We start from the raw sequence: 16,241 nt of genomic DNA, 5'->3' as shown, positions 1-16,241 counted from the left end.
AACGAAAAACGGGGCGGGGCCATCCTCCGGCACCCGCCCCGTTTTACGATGACCTGAACCGGTCCTTACTTGGTGCCGAACATGCGGTCGCCGGCATCGCCCAGGCCGGGAACGATGTAGGCGTTCTCGTCCAGATGGCTGTCCAGCGCCGCAGTGAAGACCTTTACGTCCGGGTGCGCCTCGTGGAAGCGGCGCACGCCCTCGGGTGCTGCGACCAGCGCCATGAAGCGGATGTTCTGGTCGTCCACGCCGTGGCGGTTCAGCACGTCGCAGGCATGGGCGGCGGAATTGCCGGTCGCCAGCATGGGATCGACGACGATGAACAGCCGCCCGTCGGCCGGCGGCAGCTTCACCAGATATTCATGCGGCTGCTTGGTGTCATGGTCGCGGTAGAGACCGATATGTCCCTCGCGCGCCGACGGCACCAGTTCCAGCAGGCCGGCCGACATGCCGAGCCCGGCGCGCAGCACCGGCACCACGGCCAGCTTCTTGCCCAGGATCACCGGGGCGTCCATCGGCTGGAGCGGAGTCTCGATCCGCTCGGTGGTCAGCGGAATGTCGCGCGTCAGCTCGTAGCCCATCAGCAGTGAGATCTCGCGCAGCAGGGTGCGGAACCCGCCGGTCGACCGCTCCTTGTTCCGCATATGGGTCAGCTTGTGCTGGATCAGCGGATGGTCGAGGACGAACAGGTTGGGAAATTCGGGCAGGGTGCGCATGGAATCCGGATCGCGGCTGACGGTAAGGTTGCCCGATCCTAGCGCGCCTGGGGGGCCCGGGCCAAGGGGGCTGACCGGAGGGCCTCCGAGCCGGACCACGATTGATCGAATCGCCGGCTTTGCCTTTCAGCCTTGCCGCCGCATGAATTCGGCGAAAAGTGGCACGGTAAAGTCCAGATAGCCATGGTCTGAACTGAAGATCATGCCTTTCGAGATGATGCTTGCTCGAGCCGGCCCCAACGAACTCTGAGAGCGGCCCATGGATTTGGCAATGTCCGCCATCGCGTAAGGGCCGTCACCAAGCTGCGCCATCGCCTTAACGAATTGAACCTCGGCCTTCGTCAGGCGGTCGACCCGAACCTTGAAGAACCCCTCGTCCAACCGCGCGAGTGTCTCCACATAAGAACGCTCGACATCGGCGGCAGTGATCTCCGGCCCCTCCGAATTGTCCCATACGACCGAGGCCAATTCCTGGATGAAGAAGGGATAGCCCTTCGTGCGTTCGTATATCGCCTGCAGCGCTTCCGGTGCGACCGTGGCATCTTCATCGAGAACCGGCTTTTCGACGGCTTGACCGGCGGAGACCGGATCCAACGCTCCCACGGACGGGTACTGAAACAGCCGTTCCGCGTATGACTTGGCCTCTCCCGCCAAACGGGCGATTTGCGGAAGACCGGCACCGACCATCAGGACGGGAAGCCCCTCTTGCGATGTGCGATGTAATGCGACGATAAGCGCCGACAGATCGGATTCGGACAGGTATTGTACTTCATCGATCAGAAGCAACCAGCCACGCCCTGCGGCTTGGGCAGCCTTTCCGATCAAGGTGAATAGATCCGGCAAATCATACTGGAGGTCACCTGTTTCGGCCAGTCCGGGCTCGGGCTCCACCCCCACCTCGACACCCGCCATCTCGATCTTGAAGATCGACGCGAAGTTTCGCAGTCCTTTCAGACCGCGTGTTGCAAGGTGCTTTGCCGCCTCCACGCCCGACAGCGACCTCATGACTTTCCGCATTTCCGGAAAAATCAGGCGGGCGAGACTTTCCCCTTCCGGAGACTCGGCCCGGGAGACGAGTAACCCCTCCCGTTCGGCATTCCAGCCGATCTCATTGAGCAGCACGGTCTTCCCAACGCCGCGTAGGCCCAGCAGCATGATCGGGCGTGCATTTCGTCCGTTCACAGCCCGGCCACAGGAGATCCGTGCCATATCAAGAATGACAGATCGGCCGGCAAGTTCCGGAGGGCGGCTACCCGCACCCGGTGCGAATGGATTGCGATAGGGATCCACTTGACCTCCGCAAGGCATGCGATAGCTAGCGGTTTATAGCGAAGTCTAGCGCCGGGAGCTAGACTTCGCTAGATTTCCCTAGATATGCCCAGAGCGTCAAAGCTTAAGCCTCGGACGGGCAAATTGGACATAGGGGAAAGGGCCAAACTACCCCCGCCCCACCTTCGCCACCGCCGCCTTCGGTTCCGGACGGTCGATGCCGTAGCGGATCACCCGGTTGCGGCCGGAATTCTTGGCTTGGTAGAGCGCGCGGTCGGCGCAGACCACCAGATCGTCGACGGTCAGGTCGGCCACCGCCTCCACCAGCCCGAAGGAGGCGGTGACCGGGATCACCCGGCCGTCGGGCAGCACCACCGGCGAGCGCATCAGGTCGACGCGCAGCCGCTCGATCACCGCATAGCCCTCGTCCAGCCCGGTTTCCTTCAGGCAGACCAGGAACTCCTCGCCGCCCATGCGGAAGGCCTCGTCGAAGCTGCGGACGCCGCGGCTGATGACGGCGGCGGTGGCGGCCAGAACCCGGTCGCCGATGTCGTGGCCGTAGCTGTCGTTGATGCCCTTGAACTTGTCGATGTCGGCCAGCGCGACGCAGAAGGGCTGGCCGGTGCGGCGGTAGCGGTTGTGCTCGCGCTCCAGCGCCTCGCCCATGCCGCGGCGGGTGCGCAGGCCGGTCAGCGGGTCCAGGCCGGAGGCGGCGGCGGCGAAGGCGCGCTCCATCCGCCGCAGATGCAGCATGAACTCCTCGAAGCGGCCGATCACCCCCTCATACTCGGACTCGGTCGGCAGTTCGCCGCTGGACGCCTTCAGCAGGATCAGCCGGGCCTGCCGGTGCATCTGCTCGTGCAGGTTCGCCAGCTTCTGTACCGCCGGCTGCTGCAAGAGGTCGTCGCGACTGGCCGCCTGGCACCAAGCCTGGAAGGAGGCCGGGGCCGACGACCGTTCCCCGCCGCGGCCGTCGCGGTAGAAAACGGCGCGCTGCCACTGGCCGATCCAGCGCAGATGCTCATCGAGCACAGCGCCAAGCGCCTCGGTTGTGGACGGAGTGGTGGAATCGCTCATGGGCGCATCCTAGCCGACGGCGCAGGGTCCCGCCATGCGATCAAGATAAGCCGAAGCATTCGTCTAAAACAGGGCGCTATTCCGGAGAAGGATCCTCAAAGCGCGGCAACCGCCGAAAGGAAGGACCGGACAAGCGCCGGATCCTTGTGGCCGGGGCGGTCCTCCACGCCGGACGACACATCGACCTCGGTGGCGCCGGTGACCCGCACCGCCTCCGCGACATTGTCCACCGTCAGCCCGCCCGACAGCATCCAGGGCCGCGGCCAGCTGCGCCCGGCCAGGATGGTCCAGTCGAAGGCGATGCCGTTGCCGCCGGGCAGCGCCGACACCTTGGCCGGCGGCTTGGCGTCGAACAGCAGCCGGTCGGCGACCTCCGCCGCCTCCAGCGCCAGGGTCAGGTCTTCCGGCCCACCGATCTTGACCGCCTTCATCACCGGCAGGGCGTAGCGGGCCTTGATCTCGGCGATGCGGCGCGGCGTCTCGGCACCGTGCAGCTGGATCAGGTCGAGCGGGACCTGCCCGGTGACATGCTCCAGGAACTCGTCGTCGGGATCGACGAACAGTCCGACGGAGCGCACGCCGGTCGGCAGCAGCCGCGCCAGTTCCGCCGCCATCGCCGGGGCGATGGCGCGTGGGCTGCGCGGATAGAAGACGAACCCGACATAGCGGGCCCCGCCGGCGACGGCGGCGCGCAGGCTTTCGGGCTCGCTCAGCCCGCAGATCTTGGCGGCGACGGTCATGCGGTCTCCTCAATCTCCGCGACGATGCGGCGGGCGGCGGCGGCCGGGTCGGGCTCGGCGGTGATCGGCCGGCCGATCACCAGATGGTCGGCACCGGCGGCCAGCGCCTCCGCCGGGGTCATGAAGCGCTTCTGGTCGTTGGTGGCGGCCCAGGCCGGGCGGATGCCGGGCACCATCAGGATGAAGTCGGGACCGCAGGCGGCGCGCACCAGCGCCACCTCGGCCGGCGAGCAGACGACGCCGTCCACCCCCGACGCCTTGGCCAGCCTGGCCAGCCGCACAACCTGATCGGCCACCGGCACCGACTGCCCGACCGCGCCCAGATCGTCCTCGTCCAGGCTGGTCAGCACGGTGACGGCCAGGATCTTCGGCCGGTCGGCTCCGGCGGTGGCCGCCGTCTCCGCCGCCGCGCGCATCATCGCCGGGCCGCCGGCGCTGTGGAAGGTCATGAAGGCCGGCTTCAGCGGCAGCGCCGCGCGCACGCCGCCGGCCACCGTGTTGGGGATGTCGTGCAACTTCAGGTCGAGGAACAGCGGCGGGCCGTCCTCGCCCACCACGGCGCGGACGCCGGCCGGCCCCTGAGCGATGAAGAACTCCAGCCCCAGCTTGATGCCGCCGACGGCCCCCGCCACCTGCCCGGCGATGCGGCGGGCGGCGTCGATCTCGGTGGTGTCGACGGAGCAATAGATGCGCGAGGCTGGCGCGGTCATGGGAAGGTGGTCTCCAGAACCCGGATGAGAATGGTCCGGCACCCTAGCAAGGGATGGGGCCGGATGCCAGTTTCAACCCCTCTGTTCTGTCATCCACTGCTCGGCCGTCCACGTCTCCAGCGCCGTGAACAGGCCGGCGGCGGTGGTGCAGGCGGCAGCGAGTGCGGCGGGGTCGGCAAGCTCCTGCTCCAGCCGGACCATCAGCGCCTTCCAGGCCCCTGCCATGTCCAGCCCGTCCGATGCCAGGAAGCGGGCGCCGCGCCGGGCGTCATGGCCCAGCGCGCGCGTGATCCCCGGCAGCATCGCCCGTCCGCCATGGGCCGAGCCGTCCAGCACGTAGCGCGCCGCCAGCCGGGCCGGCGCGCTGTCCAGCGGCGGCAGGCCAACCATCTCCGGCAGCGCGTCCGGATCGGCGCCCAGCACCCGCAGATCCTCGCGCAGCAGCGCCAGCCGCGCCGCGCCGTCTCCCCCGGCCTCCCCCAGCCTCCGCTCCACCGGTGCGTTGAAGCCGTGGAGAACGGCCAGCGCGCGGACATATTGCGCCTGAGTGATGTCCGGCCGGACCAGAGGTTGCAGCACCTCGGCCTTGTCCAGACGGTCGTGGCTCTCCCGCGTCGCGGTGCGCAGCGCCTGCCTTGCCGGTCCCATGATCTCTGCTCCCCGCTTCCGGCTCAGGTCGGCGCCAGCACGCCGGGCAGCGGCGCCGGGCCCCCGGCCGATGACCCAACCGAAGCCTGACTCGCCTCCTGCTGCCGCGCCCACAGGGCGGCATAGGCGCCACGGGCGGCCAGCAGGTCGCTGTGGTGGCCGCGCTCGATCACCCGGCCGGCCTCCAGCACCAGGATCTCGTCGGCGTCGATCACGGTGGACAGCCGGTGGGCGATCACCAGCGTGGTGCGGCCGCGGCTGACCTCGCGCAGGTTGGCCTGGATTTCCCGCTCGGTGTGGGTGTCGAGCGCGCTGGTCGCCTCGTCGAACAGCAGGATCGCCGGGTCCTTCAGGATGGTGCGGGCGATGGCGACCCGCTGCTTCTCGCCGCCGGACAGCTTCAGCCCGCGCTCGCCCACCGTGGTCTGGTAGCCGTCGGGCAGCGCCATGATGAAGTCATGGATGTGGGCCAGCCGGGCCGCCCGCTCCACCTCCGCCGGGCTGGCGCCGGGGCGGCCATAGGCGATGTTGTAGAAGACGGTGTCGTTGAACAGCACCGTGTCCTGCGGGACGATGCCGATGGAGGCGCGCAGCGACGCCTGGGTCACCCCGCGGATGTCCTGCCCGTCGATCAGCACCCGCCCGCCATTGACGTCGTAGAAGCGGAACAGCAGCCGGCTGATGGTGGACTTGCCGGCACCCGACGGGCCGACGATGGCGACCGTCCTGCCGGCCGGCACGGTGAAGCTGACATCCTTCAGGATCGGCCGGCGCGGGTCATAGCCGAACTCCACCCCTTCGAAGCGCAGCTCCGCCCCTTCGACCGCCAGCGGCTTCGCATCGGGGCCGTCGGCCACCTCGCGGTCGACCGCCAGCAGCGTCACCATCGATTCGATGTCGATCAGCGACTGCTTGATCTCGCGATAGACGACGCCGAAGAAGTTCAGCGGCTGGTAGAGCTGCAACAGATAGGTGTTCACCAGAACGAAGTCGCCCAGCGACATGCTGCCGTCGACGATGCCCTTGGCGGCCATGCCCATCACCGCCGCCAGCCCCAGCGAGATGATCGCCGACTGCCCGACATTCAGCAGCGACAGGCTCTGCTGGCTGCGCACCGCCGCCTTCTCGTAGCTTTGCAGCGCACCGTCGTAACGGCGGGCCTCATGCTCCTCGTTGCCGAAATACTTGACCGTCTCGTAGTTCAGCAGGCTGTCGATCGCCTTGGTGTTGGCCTTGCTGTCGGTGTCGTTCATCAGGCGGCGGAACTTGATGCGCCATTCCGACACGAAGAAGGTGTAGAGGATGTAGCCCATCACCGTGACGAAGGTCGCCAGCGCGAACCAGACGCTGAACAGCTTCCACAGGATGGCGCAGACCAGCGCGATCTCCACCAGCGTCGGCACGATGGAGAACAGCGTGTAGCGCAGCAGCGACTCGATGGCGCGGGTTCCGCGCTCCAGCGAGCGGGTCAGGCCGCCGGTCTGGCGTTCCAGATGGAAGCGCAGCGACAGCGCGTGCAGATGCCGGAACACCGACAGCGCCACCCGGCGGATGGTCCGCTGCGCCACCGTCGCGAAGACGGCGTCGCGCAGTTCGGCGAAGACCAGCGAGGTCACGCGGGCAAGGCCGTATGCGACGATCAGCCCCAACGGAATGGTCACCGCCGCGCCCGGGCCCCCTCCCAGCCCCACACTGCCGCCGGCGCTGGCGGGCGTCAGCGCGTCCACCGCATGCTTGTAGAAGATCGGCACATAGACGTTGGCGACCTTGGCGCCGATCAGCAGCAGCATCGCCAGCACCACCCGCACCCGCGTTTCCACGGAATCGCGGGGCCAGATGTAGGGGCCCAGGGAGCGGATCGCGGCGCGCAGGTCGCCGGACGGGCGGGTGAAGGCGCTGGTGTCGGAGGTGGGCGGGAGGCTGCGGCGCATCGGATTTTTCAGTAGCCTTTACGGTGATATCTGCCGGCCCAGGGGAGACCGGCCCCCGAAGGACCGTCGCCCGAATGCTGTGCAGGCGACGTAACCTAGGGACCGCCGCCGCATCGTCAAAGCCCCGGGTCACGGCTTTGACACGATTTTGCCGCGTCCCAGGGGCGCTTTCCGCGCATTTCCTTGCGCCATGGCAACGGACTGGAAACCACTTTCCTCTACCCTGCCGGGCGTATCGCGTTCGACCCGATCCGCAGACCAAGGCAGTTGACCATGCAGAACGCCAGTTTCGCCAGCCGATTCAAGGTGGGCACCCGCATCCAGGTGGGCTTCCTCCTGATCCTCGCCCTTCTCGTCCTGGTGGCAGCACTGGGCGTGCGGTCGCTGTCGACGGTGCAGAGCGGCTTCACCCGTTATGGGGCGATCTCCGACAACTCGCTCCGGATTTCTGACATCGACGGCTCGGTCTCGGACATGCGCCGCAATGTGGTCAATTACTCCTTCTCCGGCAGCAACACGCTGATCGCGCCGATCCAGGCGCAGCAGAAGAAGCTGGGCGAGCTGCTGCACACCGCCCGCGATGTTTCGCTGGACCCCGGACGCCGCGCCCTCATCGAGCGGATGATCCAGCAGTTCGACAGCTACGGGTCCAATTTCGGTCAGCTGGTCAAGCTGCGCGAGCAGCGCGACCGTGTGGTGTCGGAAGATCTGATGCCGCTGGGCCAGAAGGCGCGGGAGGGGCTGAGCCGGGTCGTCACCACCGGCATCGCCTCCGGCGACTTCGAGTCCGCCGCCTATGCCGGCCAAGCTCAGGAATCTCTGATCCTCGCCCGTCTCAGCGCGCAGCGCTTCCTGACGGACCCGTCGGCAAAGGCGGCGGACGAGGTGCGCAGCCGGATGGACGGCTTCATCAAGGCGGCCTCAGCACTTCCCCCCCGTCTGGCCGACCCGGTCCAGAAGCGCGCCGCCGAGGAGGCGGTACAGATCGGCAGCCGCTATCTGGAGAGCTTCAACCGCGTCGTCACCGCCGTAAACGACGCCCAGACCCTGGCTTTCAACACCATGGCCCAGGAGGCGGAGGAGTTCGCCGCCCTGGTGGACAAGGTCATTCTCGCGCAGACCGACGCCCGCAAGACGGTGCTGACCGCCGCGCAGGACGATATGGACAACACCAGCACGCTGATGATCGGCATGGCGGTGGGCGCTTTTGTGCTCGGCATCGCGATTGCGCTGATCACCGCGCGCTCCATCGTCCGCCCGGTGGTGCAGATGACCGGCACGATGACGGAACTGGCCGCCGGCAACCTCACGGTGGACGTTCCGGCGCTCGCCAACCGCGACGAGATCGGCAGCATGGCCAAGGCCGTGCTGGTGTTCAAGGAGAACGCCATCGAGAAGAAGCGGATGGACGAGGCGGAGCGCGACAGGCTGGAGGCCGAGCGCCGCGCCGCCGAGGCCCAGCGCGCCCGCGAGCAGGCCATCGGCGAGGAGATCGCCACACTGATCGACGCGGTGTCGAAGGGTGACCTGGAACGCCGCATCGATCTGGCCGGCAAGGACGGCTTCTACAGGACCATGTCGGAGGGCATCAACCGCCTGACCGACACGGTGGAGGCGGTGATCGCCGACCTGGGCGAGGTGCTGGCGGCACTGGCCCAGGGCGACCTGAACCGCCGCGTCACCCGCGATTACCAGGGCGCCTTCGAGCGGGTGAAGACCGACGTCAACACCACCTCCACCCGGCTGGCGGAGATCGTCGGCCAGATCACCCAGGCCGCCGAAACCATCGCCGCCGCCGCCGCGGAAGTGTCTCTCGGCTCCTCCGACCTCGCCGACCGCACCGAACAGCAGGCCTCCTCGCTGGAAGAGACCGCGGCCAGCATGGAGGAGCTGGGGGCGACCGTGCGGTCCAACGCCGAGAACGCCCAGCGCGCCAACGTGATGGCGACACAGGCCCGCGGGTCCGCCGAATCGGGCGGCGGCGTTGCCGGCTCCGCCATCGAGGCGATGCGCCGGATCGAGGAATCCAGCCGCAAGATCACCGACATCATCGGGGTGATCGACGAGATCGCCTTCCAGACCAACCTGCTGGCGCTGAACGCGGCGGTGGAGGCGGCGCGGGCCGGCGACGCCGGGCGCGGCTTCGCCGTGGTGGCGCAGGAGGTGCGGCAGCTCGCCCAGCGCTCCGCCCAGGCCTCGAAGGAGATCAAGGGCTTGATCCTGGACAGCGATGCCCAGGTGAAGGACGGTGTCGATCTGGTCAGCAAGGCCGGCGACGCGTTGCAAGGCATCGTGTCCGGCGTGCAGCAGGTGGCGACCCTGATCGCCGAGATGGCTTCGGCTTCGGCCGAACAGGCGACGGCGCTGGACGAGATCAACTCGACCGTCGCCAACATGGACGAGATGACCCAGAAGAACGCCGCCCTGGTGGAGGAGACCACCGCCGCCGCCCAGGCGATGAGCGGACAGGCGACCGACCTGAAGTCGCTGGTCGGCTTCTTCAAGTTCGATCAGGCGGCCGGCTTCGGCGCGACCGGCTTCGGTTATGCCCCGGCGCCGCGCGCGATGGCGGCGGTCCATGCCGCACCGGCGGTCACCACCACCCGCCGCGCTCCGGCCCCCACTCAGGCCCGCGCCGCCGCCAAGCCGGCGGTGAAGCCCGCCGCCCGCGGCAACGGCACGGCCCATGCGACGGCCAAGCCGGCCACCCGCGCCGACTCCTCCACCCGCACCACCGCCGCGGTCCCGGTCCTGAAGCACAGCACCAGCGACGACGACGACTGGAAGGAGTTCTGAGAGGGGGCGCAAACCGCCGCTGAACAGATCGGTGCATCTTGAAAAGAAAAAGGCGTCGGGCCGATGACCCGACGCCTTTTTCCGTTCCGGCAGGCTTGCCCGCGCCTATTGCATGAACCAGCCGTGGCTGACGACCAGCGACTGGCCGGTCAGCGCGTTGGACTCGAAGGACGCGAAGAACAGGGCGGCCTGGGCGACGTCCTCGACCGTGGTGAACTCACCGTCGACGGTCTCCTTCAGCATCACCTTCTTCACCACGTCCTCTTCGGAGATGCCAAGCTCCTTGGCCTGTTCGGGGATCTGCTTCTCGACCAGCGGGGTGCGGACGAAGCCGGGGCAGATCACGTTGGCGCGCACGCCATGCGCCGCCCCCTCCTTGGCGACCACCTTGGCAAGGCCGATCAGCCCATGCTTGGCGGTGACATAGGGCGCCTTCAGCGCCGAGGCCTCCTTGGAGTGGACCGATCCCATGTAGATGATGCTGCCGCCACCCTGCTTGTACATCGCCCGCAGGGCGGCGCGCGTGGTCAGGAAGGCGCCGTCCAGATGGATGGACAGGAGTTGCTTCCACTTGGCGAACTCGAACTGCTCGACCGGTGCCACGGTCTGGATGCCGGCATTGCTGACCAGGATGTCGATGCGGCCAAAAGCGTCGGCGGCACGGGCCATGCCGGCATCGACCTGGGCCTCGTCGGTCACGTCCATGGCGACGCCGAGAGCCCGTTTCCCCGTGGGGTCCAGGCTGGCCGCGGCGGCATCGGCACCGGCCTGGTTCAGGTCGGCGATGACGACCTTGGCACCCTCGCGGGCGAAGGTCCGGGCGATCTCCAGCCCGATTCCGCTCGCCGCCCCGGTGATGACGGCAACTTTGTCCTGCAAACGCATGGGTCCGCTCCTGTTCGGTCGAAAGGTCGGTAACGGTTGATTCCTGGCAAAGAGGGCCGGTCAGTCCGGCTTTCCGTCGTCGCGCAGCAGGTCGTGCGTGACGGGTCCACCCAGCCGCGGCGGCATCGCCAGCCAGTCCGGGTGGGCAAGCGTGGCAAGCGTGTCGGCAAGGCCGCTTTCCCAATGCTCCCGCATGCCGGCGTTGGAGAACTCGTAGTCCTTGCTGTCGCGTTCGTAGCTTTTGCGGCGGTAGATCAGGTGGATGATGTTGACCGCCGCCCCGCAGGCGGCGCTCCGCAGCGCTTTCGCCTCCGGCGTGTCCCGGAGGTCCTCCGGCAGCCGGTCGAGCAGCGTCACCAGCTGGTTGCGCAGGGTCTGTTCGTAGGTGACCTTGTCGGTGTTGAAGCGGGTGCGGCTGGAATAGGTGATGTCCTTCTGCCGCTCCAGCACCTCCGACATGCCGCGCGGCACCTGGCCGCTGGCGCTCCACAGATCGACCTGGAAGACCAGCGTGTCGCGGCGCGGCCGGTCCTCCAGCACATGGTCGAGCGGCGTGTTGGAGACCAGCCCGCCATCCCAGTAGAAGCCGCCGTCGATCTCCACGGGTGCGAAGCCGGGCGGCAGGGCGCCACTCGCCATCACATGCTCCGGCCCGATCCGGTGGGTCTCGGTGTCGAAATAGATCGAGTTGCCGGTCAGCACATCGACCGCCCCCAGCGACAGCCGGATGTCGCCCCGGTTGATCCGGTCGAAGTCGATCAGATCCTCCAGCGTCTTCTTCAGCGGTGCCGTGTCGTAGAAGCTGGTTGGCCCGGCGAAGGGACCGGCCGCCGCCCATTCCACCGCCGGCCGTGGCCGGAAGAAGCCGGGCTGCCCGGACAGCGCCGTCCGCCACGCGCTCCACTGGTTGAGGACCGAGATCGATGGCCCGTCGGGATCGAGCCGCCGCCACAGCGCCTCCGCCCCTTCCCAGGGCGAGGGCGGGGCGATGCGGCTCCAGAACTCCGACAGCGCGGCGCAGCGCCGCTCCGGCGGGTTGCCGGCGATCAGCGCCGCGTTGATGGCGCCGATCGACACGCCGGCCACCCAGGTCGGATGGATGTCGTGCTTGAACAGCCCCTCGACGACGCCCGCCTGATAGGCGCCGAGCGCGCCGCCACCCTGAAGGACGAGCGCCACCCGATCATAGGGGGCGATGAGATCGGCAAAGGATCCGTCACGCATCTGTGTCTTTCCCAACCAGTCAATCGATTGCAGACATCTTTCCTCGGTCGGCAAGCCAGATATGGGGCTGGAAGTGAATACGGCTATGCAGAAACATGTCCGCAAAACGGAGAATTCTTCATGACAGCCATGCCCATCTCCTGTAGCCCGTCCGCGCCCTTGCGAGAACCTACATCAAGGTATTACACCGCGATGAATTACTTGTAATACTCGGCATGGGCCTGCAAAGACGCCGCGCCGTGCGGCGGCGAAATCCACCGCTCTTGCGCCAAATGCCGGAATTAACCTTTCGGTCGGAATTGCGTGCTGCAATCGCCAACCGGACCCGTATCCGGATCCGTTTCCGGTTTTTTGGAGGACGCCATGTCCCGCCGCTCCACGTCCCGCCGCCCCGTCTCGCGCCGCCTTCTTCCGCTCGCCGCCCTGCTGTTGCTCGGCGGTTCGCTGACCGGCTGCGGCGCCGTCACCGGCGTGGCCAGCGGTGCCGCCAGCATCGCCGGCACCGCCGTCGACGTGGTCGGCACCGTGGCGGAAACCTCCGTCGACGTGGTGACCTCTCCGCTGCGGTAGGGCTTGCCGCCTTACCCCGCCACCATCGCCGCCAGCGTCTCCAGCCGGTCGGCCTCGTGCGCTGGCTTGTCCCAGCGGATGCGGTGGACGCGGGGGAAGCGCATGGCGAGCCCGCTCTTGTGCCGGTTCGACGGGTGCACGCTGTCGAAGGCGACCTCCAGCACCAGCCCGGCCTCCACCTCGCGCACCGGGCCGTAGCGGCGGGTGGTGTGGTTGCGCACCCAGCGGTCCAACTCGACCAGTTCGGCGTCGGTGAAGCCGGAATAGGCTTTGCCGACCGGCACCAGCTCCTCGCCGCGCCAGACGCCGAACGTGTAGTCCGAATAATAGCTCGACCGCTTCCCGTGGCCGCGCTGGGCGTACATCATCACGGTGTCGAGCGTCAGCGCCCCGCGCTTCCACTTGAACCACGGCCCCTTCGGCCGCCCGGCGAGGTAGGCGCTGTCGCGCCGCTTCAGCATCAGCCCCTCGATGCCGTTCTCCCGCGCGCCTTCGCGCAAGGCGACCAGCTCGTCCCACCGGTCGAACGGCACCAGCGGCGACAAATCCATCCGGCGCGGCCGCACCGCCTCGTACCAGCGCTCCAGCCGGGCGCGCCGCTCGACGAAGGACAGCCCGCGCAGATCCTCATCGCCGTCGAACAGGATGTCGTAGAGCCGCACCCAGGCCGGCCCGTCGCGCAGCATCTGCGCCGTCACCGTCTTGCGGTTGAGGCGCTGCTGCAGATCGTTGAAGGGCGCCACCACCCCGTCGCGCGCCACCAGCAGCTCGCCGTCCAGCACCGCGTCGAAACTCATGTGATCGACGATGTCGGGGAAGGCGCCGGACACGTCGTCGCCGGTGCGGCTGTAGAGCCGCCGCTCTCCGCCGCGCGCCACCATCTGCACGCGGATGCCGTCCCATTTCCATTCCGCGGCATAGGCGGCGGGATCGAGCGCGGCGCGGTCCTCCTCCTCCAGCGGGTGGGACAGCATCATCGGGCGGAAACCGGCGCCGGCTCCGGTCGCCGGCCGCTCCGCCCGCCCCTCCAGCCAGGCGAACAGCTCCACATAGGGCGCGGTCAGCCCGTGCCAGACCTCCTCGACATCGTCGACGCTCACCTCCGGCCGCGCCGCCTTGCCCCATTCCGCCAGCGCCGTCTTGGCGAGCCTGGCCGAGACGCCGATGCGCAACGCCCCGGTGATCAGCTTCAAGAGGGCGAAGCGGCCCGACGAGTCGAGCGTGTCGAGCCAGCCCTCCACCAGCCCGATCACCTGCCCGCGCTTGGCGGCCCGCAGCGCCTCCACCACCTCGTCCAGGCTGGGCGGCAGGCTGTTGGACCGCTCCGGTCGTTCCGGCCAGATCAGCGCCACCGTCTCCGCCAGATCGCCGACATAGTCGTAGGACAGCGCCAGCAGGTCCGGATCGACCCTGGTCGCCGCCAGCTCGCGGATCGCCGCCGGCTTGGCCTCACGGAAGCTGAGCGCCCCGGTCAGCGCCGCCAGCGCCCAGCCGCGCTCGGGGTCCGGCGCGGTGGCGAAATGCTCGACCAGCAGGCGGATCTTTCCGTTGCGCGACGGCATGAAGACCAGCGCGTCGATCAGCGCGGCAAAGCGGTTCACGACGCCTCCCCTTCCCCAGCCTTCTCCGGCATCCCCTCCGAGTCCTCGTCCTCGAAGCCGATCAGCGCCAGCGCGCGGGCGCGGATGCCGCGGCCGGTGGCGTAATGGACCAGCGCCTCCTCCCGGCCATGGGTCACCCAGACCTCCGGCGCGCCGACATCCTCCAGCGTCTGGCACAGCTCGTCCCAGTCGGCATGGTCTGAGATGACCAGCGGCAGTTCCACCCCGCGCTGGCGGGCGCGCTGGCGCACCCGCATCCAGCCCGACGCCACCGCCACCACCGGGTCGGCCAGGCGCCGGGCCCAGCGGTCGGCCACCGCCGCCGGCGGAGCCAGCACCAGCGCGCCCTTCAACTCCTCCTTCGCCGCCACCGTTGCCGGCCGCAGCTCCCCCAGCTCTACCCCCAGACTGCTGTAGAGCCGGCAGAGCGGTTCCAGCGCGCCATGCAGCCAGATCGGCCGGTCGTAACCCGCCGCCCGCAGCAGCGTGATCAGCCGCTGGCATTTGCCGAGCGCATAGACGCCGACGACATGGCTGCGCTCCGGGAACAGCGCCATCGAATGCAGCAGTTTCTGCACCTCACCCAGATCGGGCGGATGGCGGAACACCGGCAGGCCGAAGGTCGCCTCGGTTACGAAGACGTCGCAGGGCACCGGCTCGAACGGCGCACAGGTGCGGTCGAGACGCCGCTTGTAGTCGCCCGACACGACGACGCGCGACCCGGCATGCTCCATCACCACCTGGGCGCTGCCCAGCACATGGCCGGCCGGCACCATCCGCACCGTCACGTCGCCGATGCGCAGGGTCTCGCCATAGTCCAGCGCCTGCAGGCTGCCGCCCACCCCCTCGCCCATCCGCTGGCGCATGATGGCGAGCGTGCCGGAGGTCGCCAGCACGGTGCGGTTGCCGGGCCTTGCATGGTCGGAATGGCCGTGGGTAACGACCGCGCGCGCCACCGGGCGCACAGGGTCGATGTAGAAGCCCCCCGGCTCGACATACAGCCCCTCGGGCAGGACCTTGATCCAGGTGTCGGGGTGCGGGCGGCCTTGATTCGAATGGAGTGCAGCGGACATGCGTCCTAATATAGGGCGTTCCAAGCGGAGACCCAGCGCATGCACCCGATCCTGCTGCCAACCCCCGAAATCGCCGACGCGCTCGCCACGGGGCGCCCGGTGGTGGCGCTGGAATCGACCGTGATCTCCCACGGCATGCCCTATCCGCGCAATCTGGAGACCGCCCGCGCGCTGGAGGCGGAGGTGCGGACCGCCGGCGCCATTCCCGCCACCATCGCGGTGATGGACGGCCGCATCCGCATCGGGCTGGACGACGAGGCGCTGGAACGGCTGGCGACCGCCGGCCATGCCGCGCGCAAGCTGAGCCGCCGCGACCTGCCCATCGCCCTGGCGACCGGGGCCCTTGGCGCCACCACGGTGGCGGCGACGATGATCGGGGCGCGGCTGGCCGGCATCTCCGTCTTCGCCACCGGCGGCATCGGCGGCGTCCATCGCGGGGCGGAGACCAGCTTCGACATTTCCGCCGACCTCGACGAGCTGGCCCGCACGTCGGTCTGCGTGGTCTGCGCCGGAGCCAAGTCGATTCTCGACCTGCCCAAGACGCTGGAGCTGCTGGAAACCCGCGGCGTGCCGGTCCTGGGCTTCGGCACGGAGGAGTTTCCCGCCTTCTACAGCCGCCGCAGCGGCCTCTCCGTCGATCATCGCTGTGACACCGTGCAGGAGGTGGCGGAAATCCTGCGGACGAAATGGCAGCTCGGCTTGGAAGGCGGCGTTCTGCTCGCCAACCCGATCCCGGCCGCCGACGAACTGGACGCCGATGCGATGGAGGCGGCTGTCGCCCAAGCGCTGGCCGACGCGGACTCCAGGCGAATCAAGGGGAAGGACATCACCCCGCACCTGCTGGCGGCGCTGGAGGCCATCACCGGCGGGCGCAGCCTGACCGCCAACATCGCGCTGATCCGCAACAACGCGCGGGTTGCGGCCGGGGTCGCCGCCGCACTCGCCGGCACTTAAAACCGATTGGATAGGACTACTCCCCCGGTGGTAAGGCTTTAGCCCCG

Annotated in this window: 14 protein-coding genes; 3 read left to right on the top strand and 11 right to left on the bottom strand. The window is 68.4% G+C overall.

Annotation, left to right across the window (positions count from 1 at the left end):
• Positions 1-65: 65 nt before the first annotated feature.
• The 7 genes from upp to GBZ48_RS10650 all read right to left on the bottom strand — a co-directional run bounded on the left by upp (position 66) and on the right by GBZ48_RS10650 (position 7,091).
• Complete coding sequence (gene upp, locus GBZ48_RS10680) at positions 66-716, bottom strand: uracil phosphoribosyltransferase (RefSeq protein WP_109051928.1); 651 nt, start codon at positions 714-716, stop codon at positions 66-68.
• Positions 717-842: 126 nt separating this feature from the next.
• A complete protein-coding gene (locus tag GBZ48_RS10675; RefSeq protein ID WP_174471034.1) occupies positions 843-2,006 on the bottom strand; it encodes an AAA family ATPase in 1,164 nt (387 codons plus the stop codon).
• Between the two features lie 147 nt (positions 2,007-2,153).
• Positions 2,154-3,062, bottom strand: coding sequence for a diguanylate cyclase (locus GBZ48_RS10670; RefSeq protein WP_174471033.1), 909 nt, complete (start codon positions 3,060-3,062; stop codon positions 2,154-2,156).
• A 95-nt stretch (positions 3,063-3,157) separates the two neighbouring features.
• Positions 3,158-3,802 carry a phosphoribosylanthranilate isomerase gene (locus GBZ48_RS10665; RefSeq protein ID WP_174471032.1) on the bottom strand — a complete coding sequence of 215 codons (645 nt, stop codon included), beginning with the start codon at positions 3,800-3,802 and terminating at the stop codon, positions 3,158-3,160.
• Positions 3,799-4,512 (bottom strand): orotidine-5'-phosphate decarboxylase, encoded by a 714-nt coding sequence (gene pyrF / locus GBZ48_RS10660; protein ID WP_174471031.1) that lies wholly within the window; start codon positions 4,510-4,512, stop codon positions 3,799-3,801. The genes GBZ48_RS10665 and pyrF overlap by 4 nt, the downstream gene beginning before the upstream one ends.
• Before the next feature lie 72 nt (positions 4,513-4,584).
• Positions 4,585-5,160 (bottom strand): biliverdin-producing heme oxygenase, encoded by a 576-nt coding sequence (locus GBZ48_RS10655; RefSeq protein ID WP_174471030.1) that lies wholly within the window; start codon positions 5,158-5,160, stop codon positions 4,585-4,587.
• A 23-nt stretch (positions 5,161-5,183) separates the two neighbouring features.
• Complete coding sequence (locus GBZ48_RS10650; RefSeq protein WP_209798163.1) at positions 5,184-7,091, bottom strand: ABCB family ABC transporter ATP-binding protein/permease; 1,908 nt, start codon at positions 7,089-7,091, stop codon at positions 5,184-5,186.
• A gap of 273 nt (positions 7,092-7,364) precedes the next feature.
• On the opposite strand from GBZ48_RS10650, the gene GBZ48_RS10645 reads away from it, so the two are divergent.
• Positions 7,365-9,887, top strand: a complete 2,523-nt coding sequence (locus tag GBZ48_RS10645) for a methyl-accepting chemotaxis protein (RefSeq protein WP_174471029.1) — start codon at positions 7,365-7,367, stop codon at positions 9,885-9,887.
• Between the two features lie 105 nt (positions 9,888-9,992).
• On the opposite strand, the gene GBZ48_RS10640 is transcribed toward GBZ48_RS10645, so the two are convergent.
• Positions 9,993-10,772: a 3-hydroxybutyrate dehydrogenase gene (locus tag GBZ48_RS10640; RefSeq protein ID WP_174471028.1), complete on the bottom strand. Its 780-nt coding sequence runs from the start codon at positions 10,770-10,772 to the stop codon at positions 9,993-9,995.
• Positions 10,773-10,832: 60 nt separating this feature from the next.
• Positions 10,833-11,996 carry a DUF3734 domain-containing protein gene (locus tag GBZ48_RS10635; RefSeq protein ID WP_174471027.1) on the bottom strand — a complete coding sequence of 388 codons (1,164 nt, stop codon included), beginning with the start codon at positions 11,994-11,996 and terminating at the stop codon, positions 10,833-10,835.
• 363 nt (positions 11,997-12,359) lie between these two features.
• Here GBZ48_RS10635 and GBZ48_RS10630 point away from each other — a divergent pair, with 363 nt between their 5' ends.
• Positions 12,360-12,566 (top strand): hypothetical protein, encoded by a 207-nt coding sequence (locus GBZ48_RS10630; protein WP_174471026.1) that lies wholly within the window; start codon positions 12,360-12,362, stop codon positions 12,564-12,566.
• A gap of 11 nt (positions 12,567-12,577) precedes the next feature.
• On the opposite strand, the gene GBZ48_RS10625 is transcribed toward GBZ48_RS10630, so the two are convergent.
• On the bottom strand, positions 12,578-14,167 hold the full coding sequence (locus GBZ48_RS10625) for a cisplatin damage response ATP-dependent DNA ligase (RefSeq protein ID WP_174471025.1): 1,590 nt from the start codon (positions 14,165-14,167) through the stop codon (positions 12,578-12,580).
• Entirely contained in the window at positions 14,164-15,240 is a 1,077-nt protein-coding gene (locus GBZ48_RS10620; RefSeq protein WP_174471024.1) for a ligase-associated DNA damage response exonuclease, read from the bottom strand. Before GBZ48_RS10620 ends, GBZ48_RS10625 begins: the two co-directional genes overlap by 4 nt.
• 39 nt (positions 15,241-15,279) lie before the next feature.
• Here GBZ48_RS10620 and GBZ48_RS10615 point away from each other — a divergent pair, with 39 nt between their 5' ends.
• A complete protein-coding gene (locus tag GBZ48_RS10615; RefSeq protein WP_174471023.1) occupies positions 15,280-16,194 on the top strand; it encodes a pseudouridine-5'-phosphate glycosidase in 915 nt (304 codons plus the stop codon).
• The last annotated feature ends 47 nt before the right edge of the window (positions 16,195-16,241 follow it).

Source organism: Azospirillum melinis (assembly GCF_013340935.1).
GTDB lineage: Bacteria > Pseudomonadota > Alphaproteobacteria > Azospirillales > Azospirillaceae > Azospirillum > Azospirillum melinis.
The sequence above is the reverse complement of the archived record's forward strand: the minus strand, read 5'-3'. Positions and strand labels throughout refer to the sequence as shown.

Bases quoted from the DNA above. Each gene is read 5' to 3' on its own strand.
- pyrF (WP_174471031.1), bottom strand. From the start codon at position 4,512: ATGACCGCGCCAGCCTCGCGCATCTATTGCTCCGTCGACACCACCGAG.
- GBZ48_RS10630 (WP_174471026.1), top strand. From the start codon at position 12,360: ATGTCCCGCCGCTCCACGTCCCGCCGCCCCGTCTCGCGCCGCCTTCTT.
- GBZ48_RS10645 (WP_174471029.1), top strand. From the start codon at position 7,365: ATGCAGAACGCCAGTTTCGCCAGCCGATTCAAGGTGGGCACCCGCATC.
- GBZ48_RS10655 (WP_174471030.1), bottom strand. From the start codon at position 5,160: ATGGGACCGGCAAGGCAGGCGCTGCGCACCGCGACGCGGGAGAGCCAC.
- GBZ48_RS10620 (WP_174471024.1), bottom strand. From the start codon at position 15,240: ATGTCCGCTGCACTCCATTCGAATCAAGGCCGCCCGCACCCCGACACC.
- GBZ48_RS10635 (WP_174471027.1), bottom strand. From the start codon at position 11,996: ATGCGTGACGGATCCTTTGCCGATCTCATCGCCCCCTATGATCGGGTG.
- upp (WP_109051928.1), bottom strand. From the start codon at position 716: ATGCGCACCCTGCCCGAATTTCCCAACCTGTTCGTCCTCGACCATCCG.
- GBZ48_RS10650 (WP_209798163.1), bottom strand. From the start codon at position 7,091: ATGCGCCGCAGCCTCCCGCCCACCTCCGACACCAGCGCCTTCACCCGC.
- GBZ48_RS10670 (WP_174471033.1), bottom strand. From the start codon at position 3,062: ATGAGCGATTCCACCACTCCGTCCACAACCGAGGCGCTTGGCGCTGTG.
- GBZ48_RS10665 (WP_174471032.1), bottom strand. From the start codon at position 3,802: ATGACCGTCGCCGCCAAGATCTGCGGGCTGAGCGAGCCCGAAAGCCTG.
- GBZ48_RS10640 (WP_174471028.1), bottom strand. From the start codon at position 10,772: ATGCGTTTGCAGGACAAAGTTGCCGTCATCACCGGGGCGGCGAGCGGA.
- GBZ48_RS10615 (WP_174471023.1), top strand. From the start codon at position 15,280: ATGCACCCGATCCTGCTGCCAACCCCCGAAATCGCCGACGCGCTCGCC.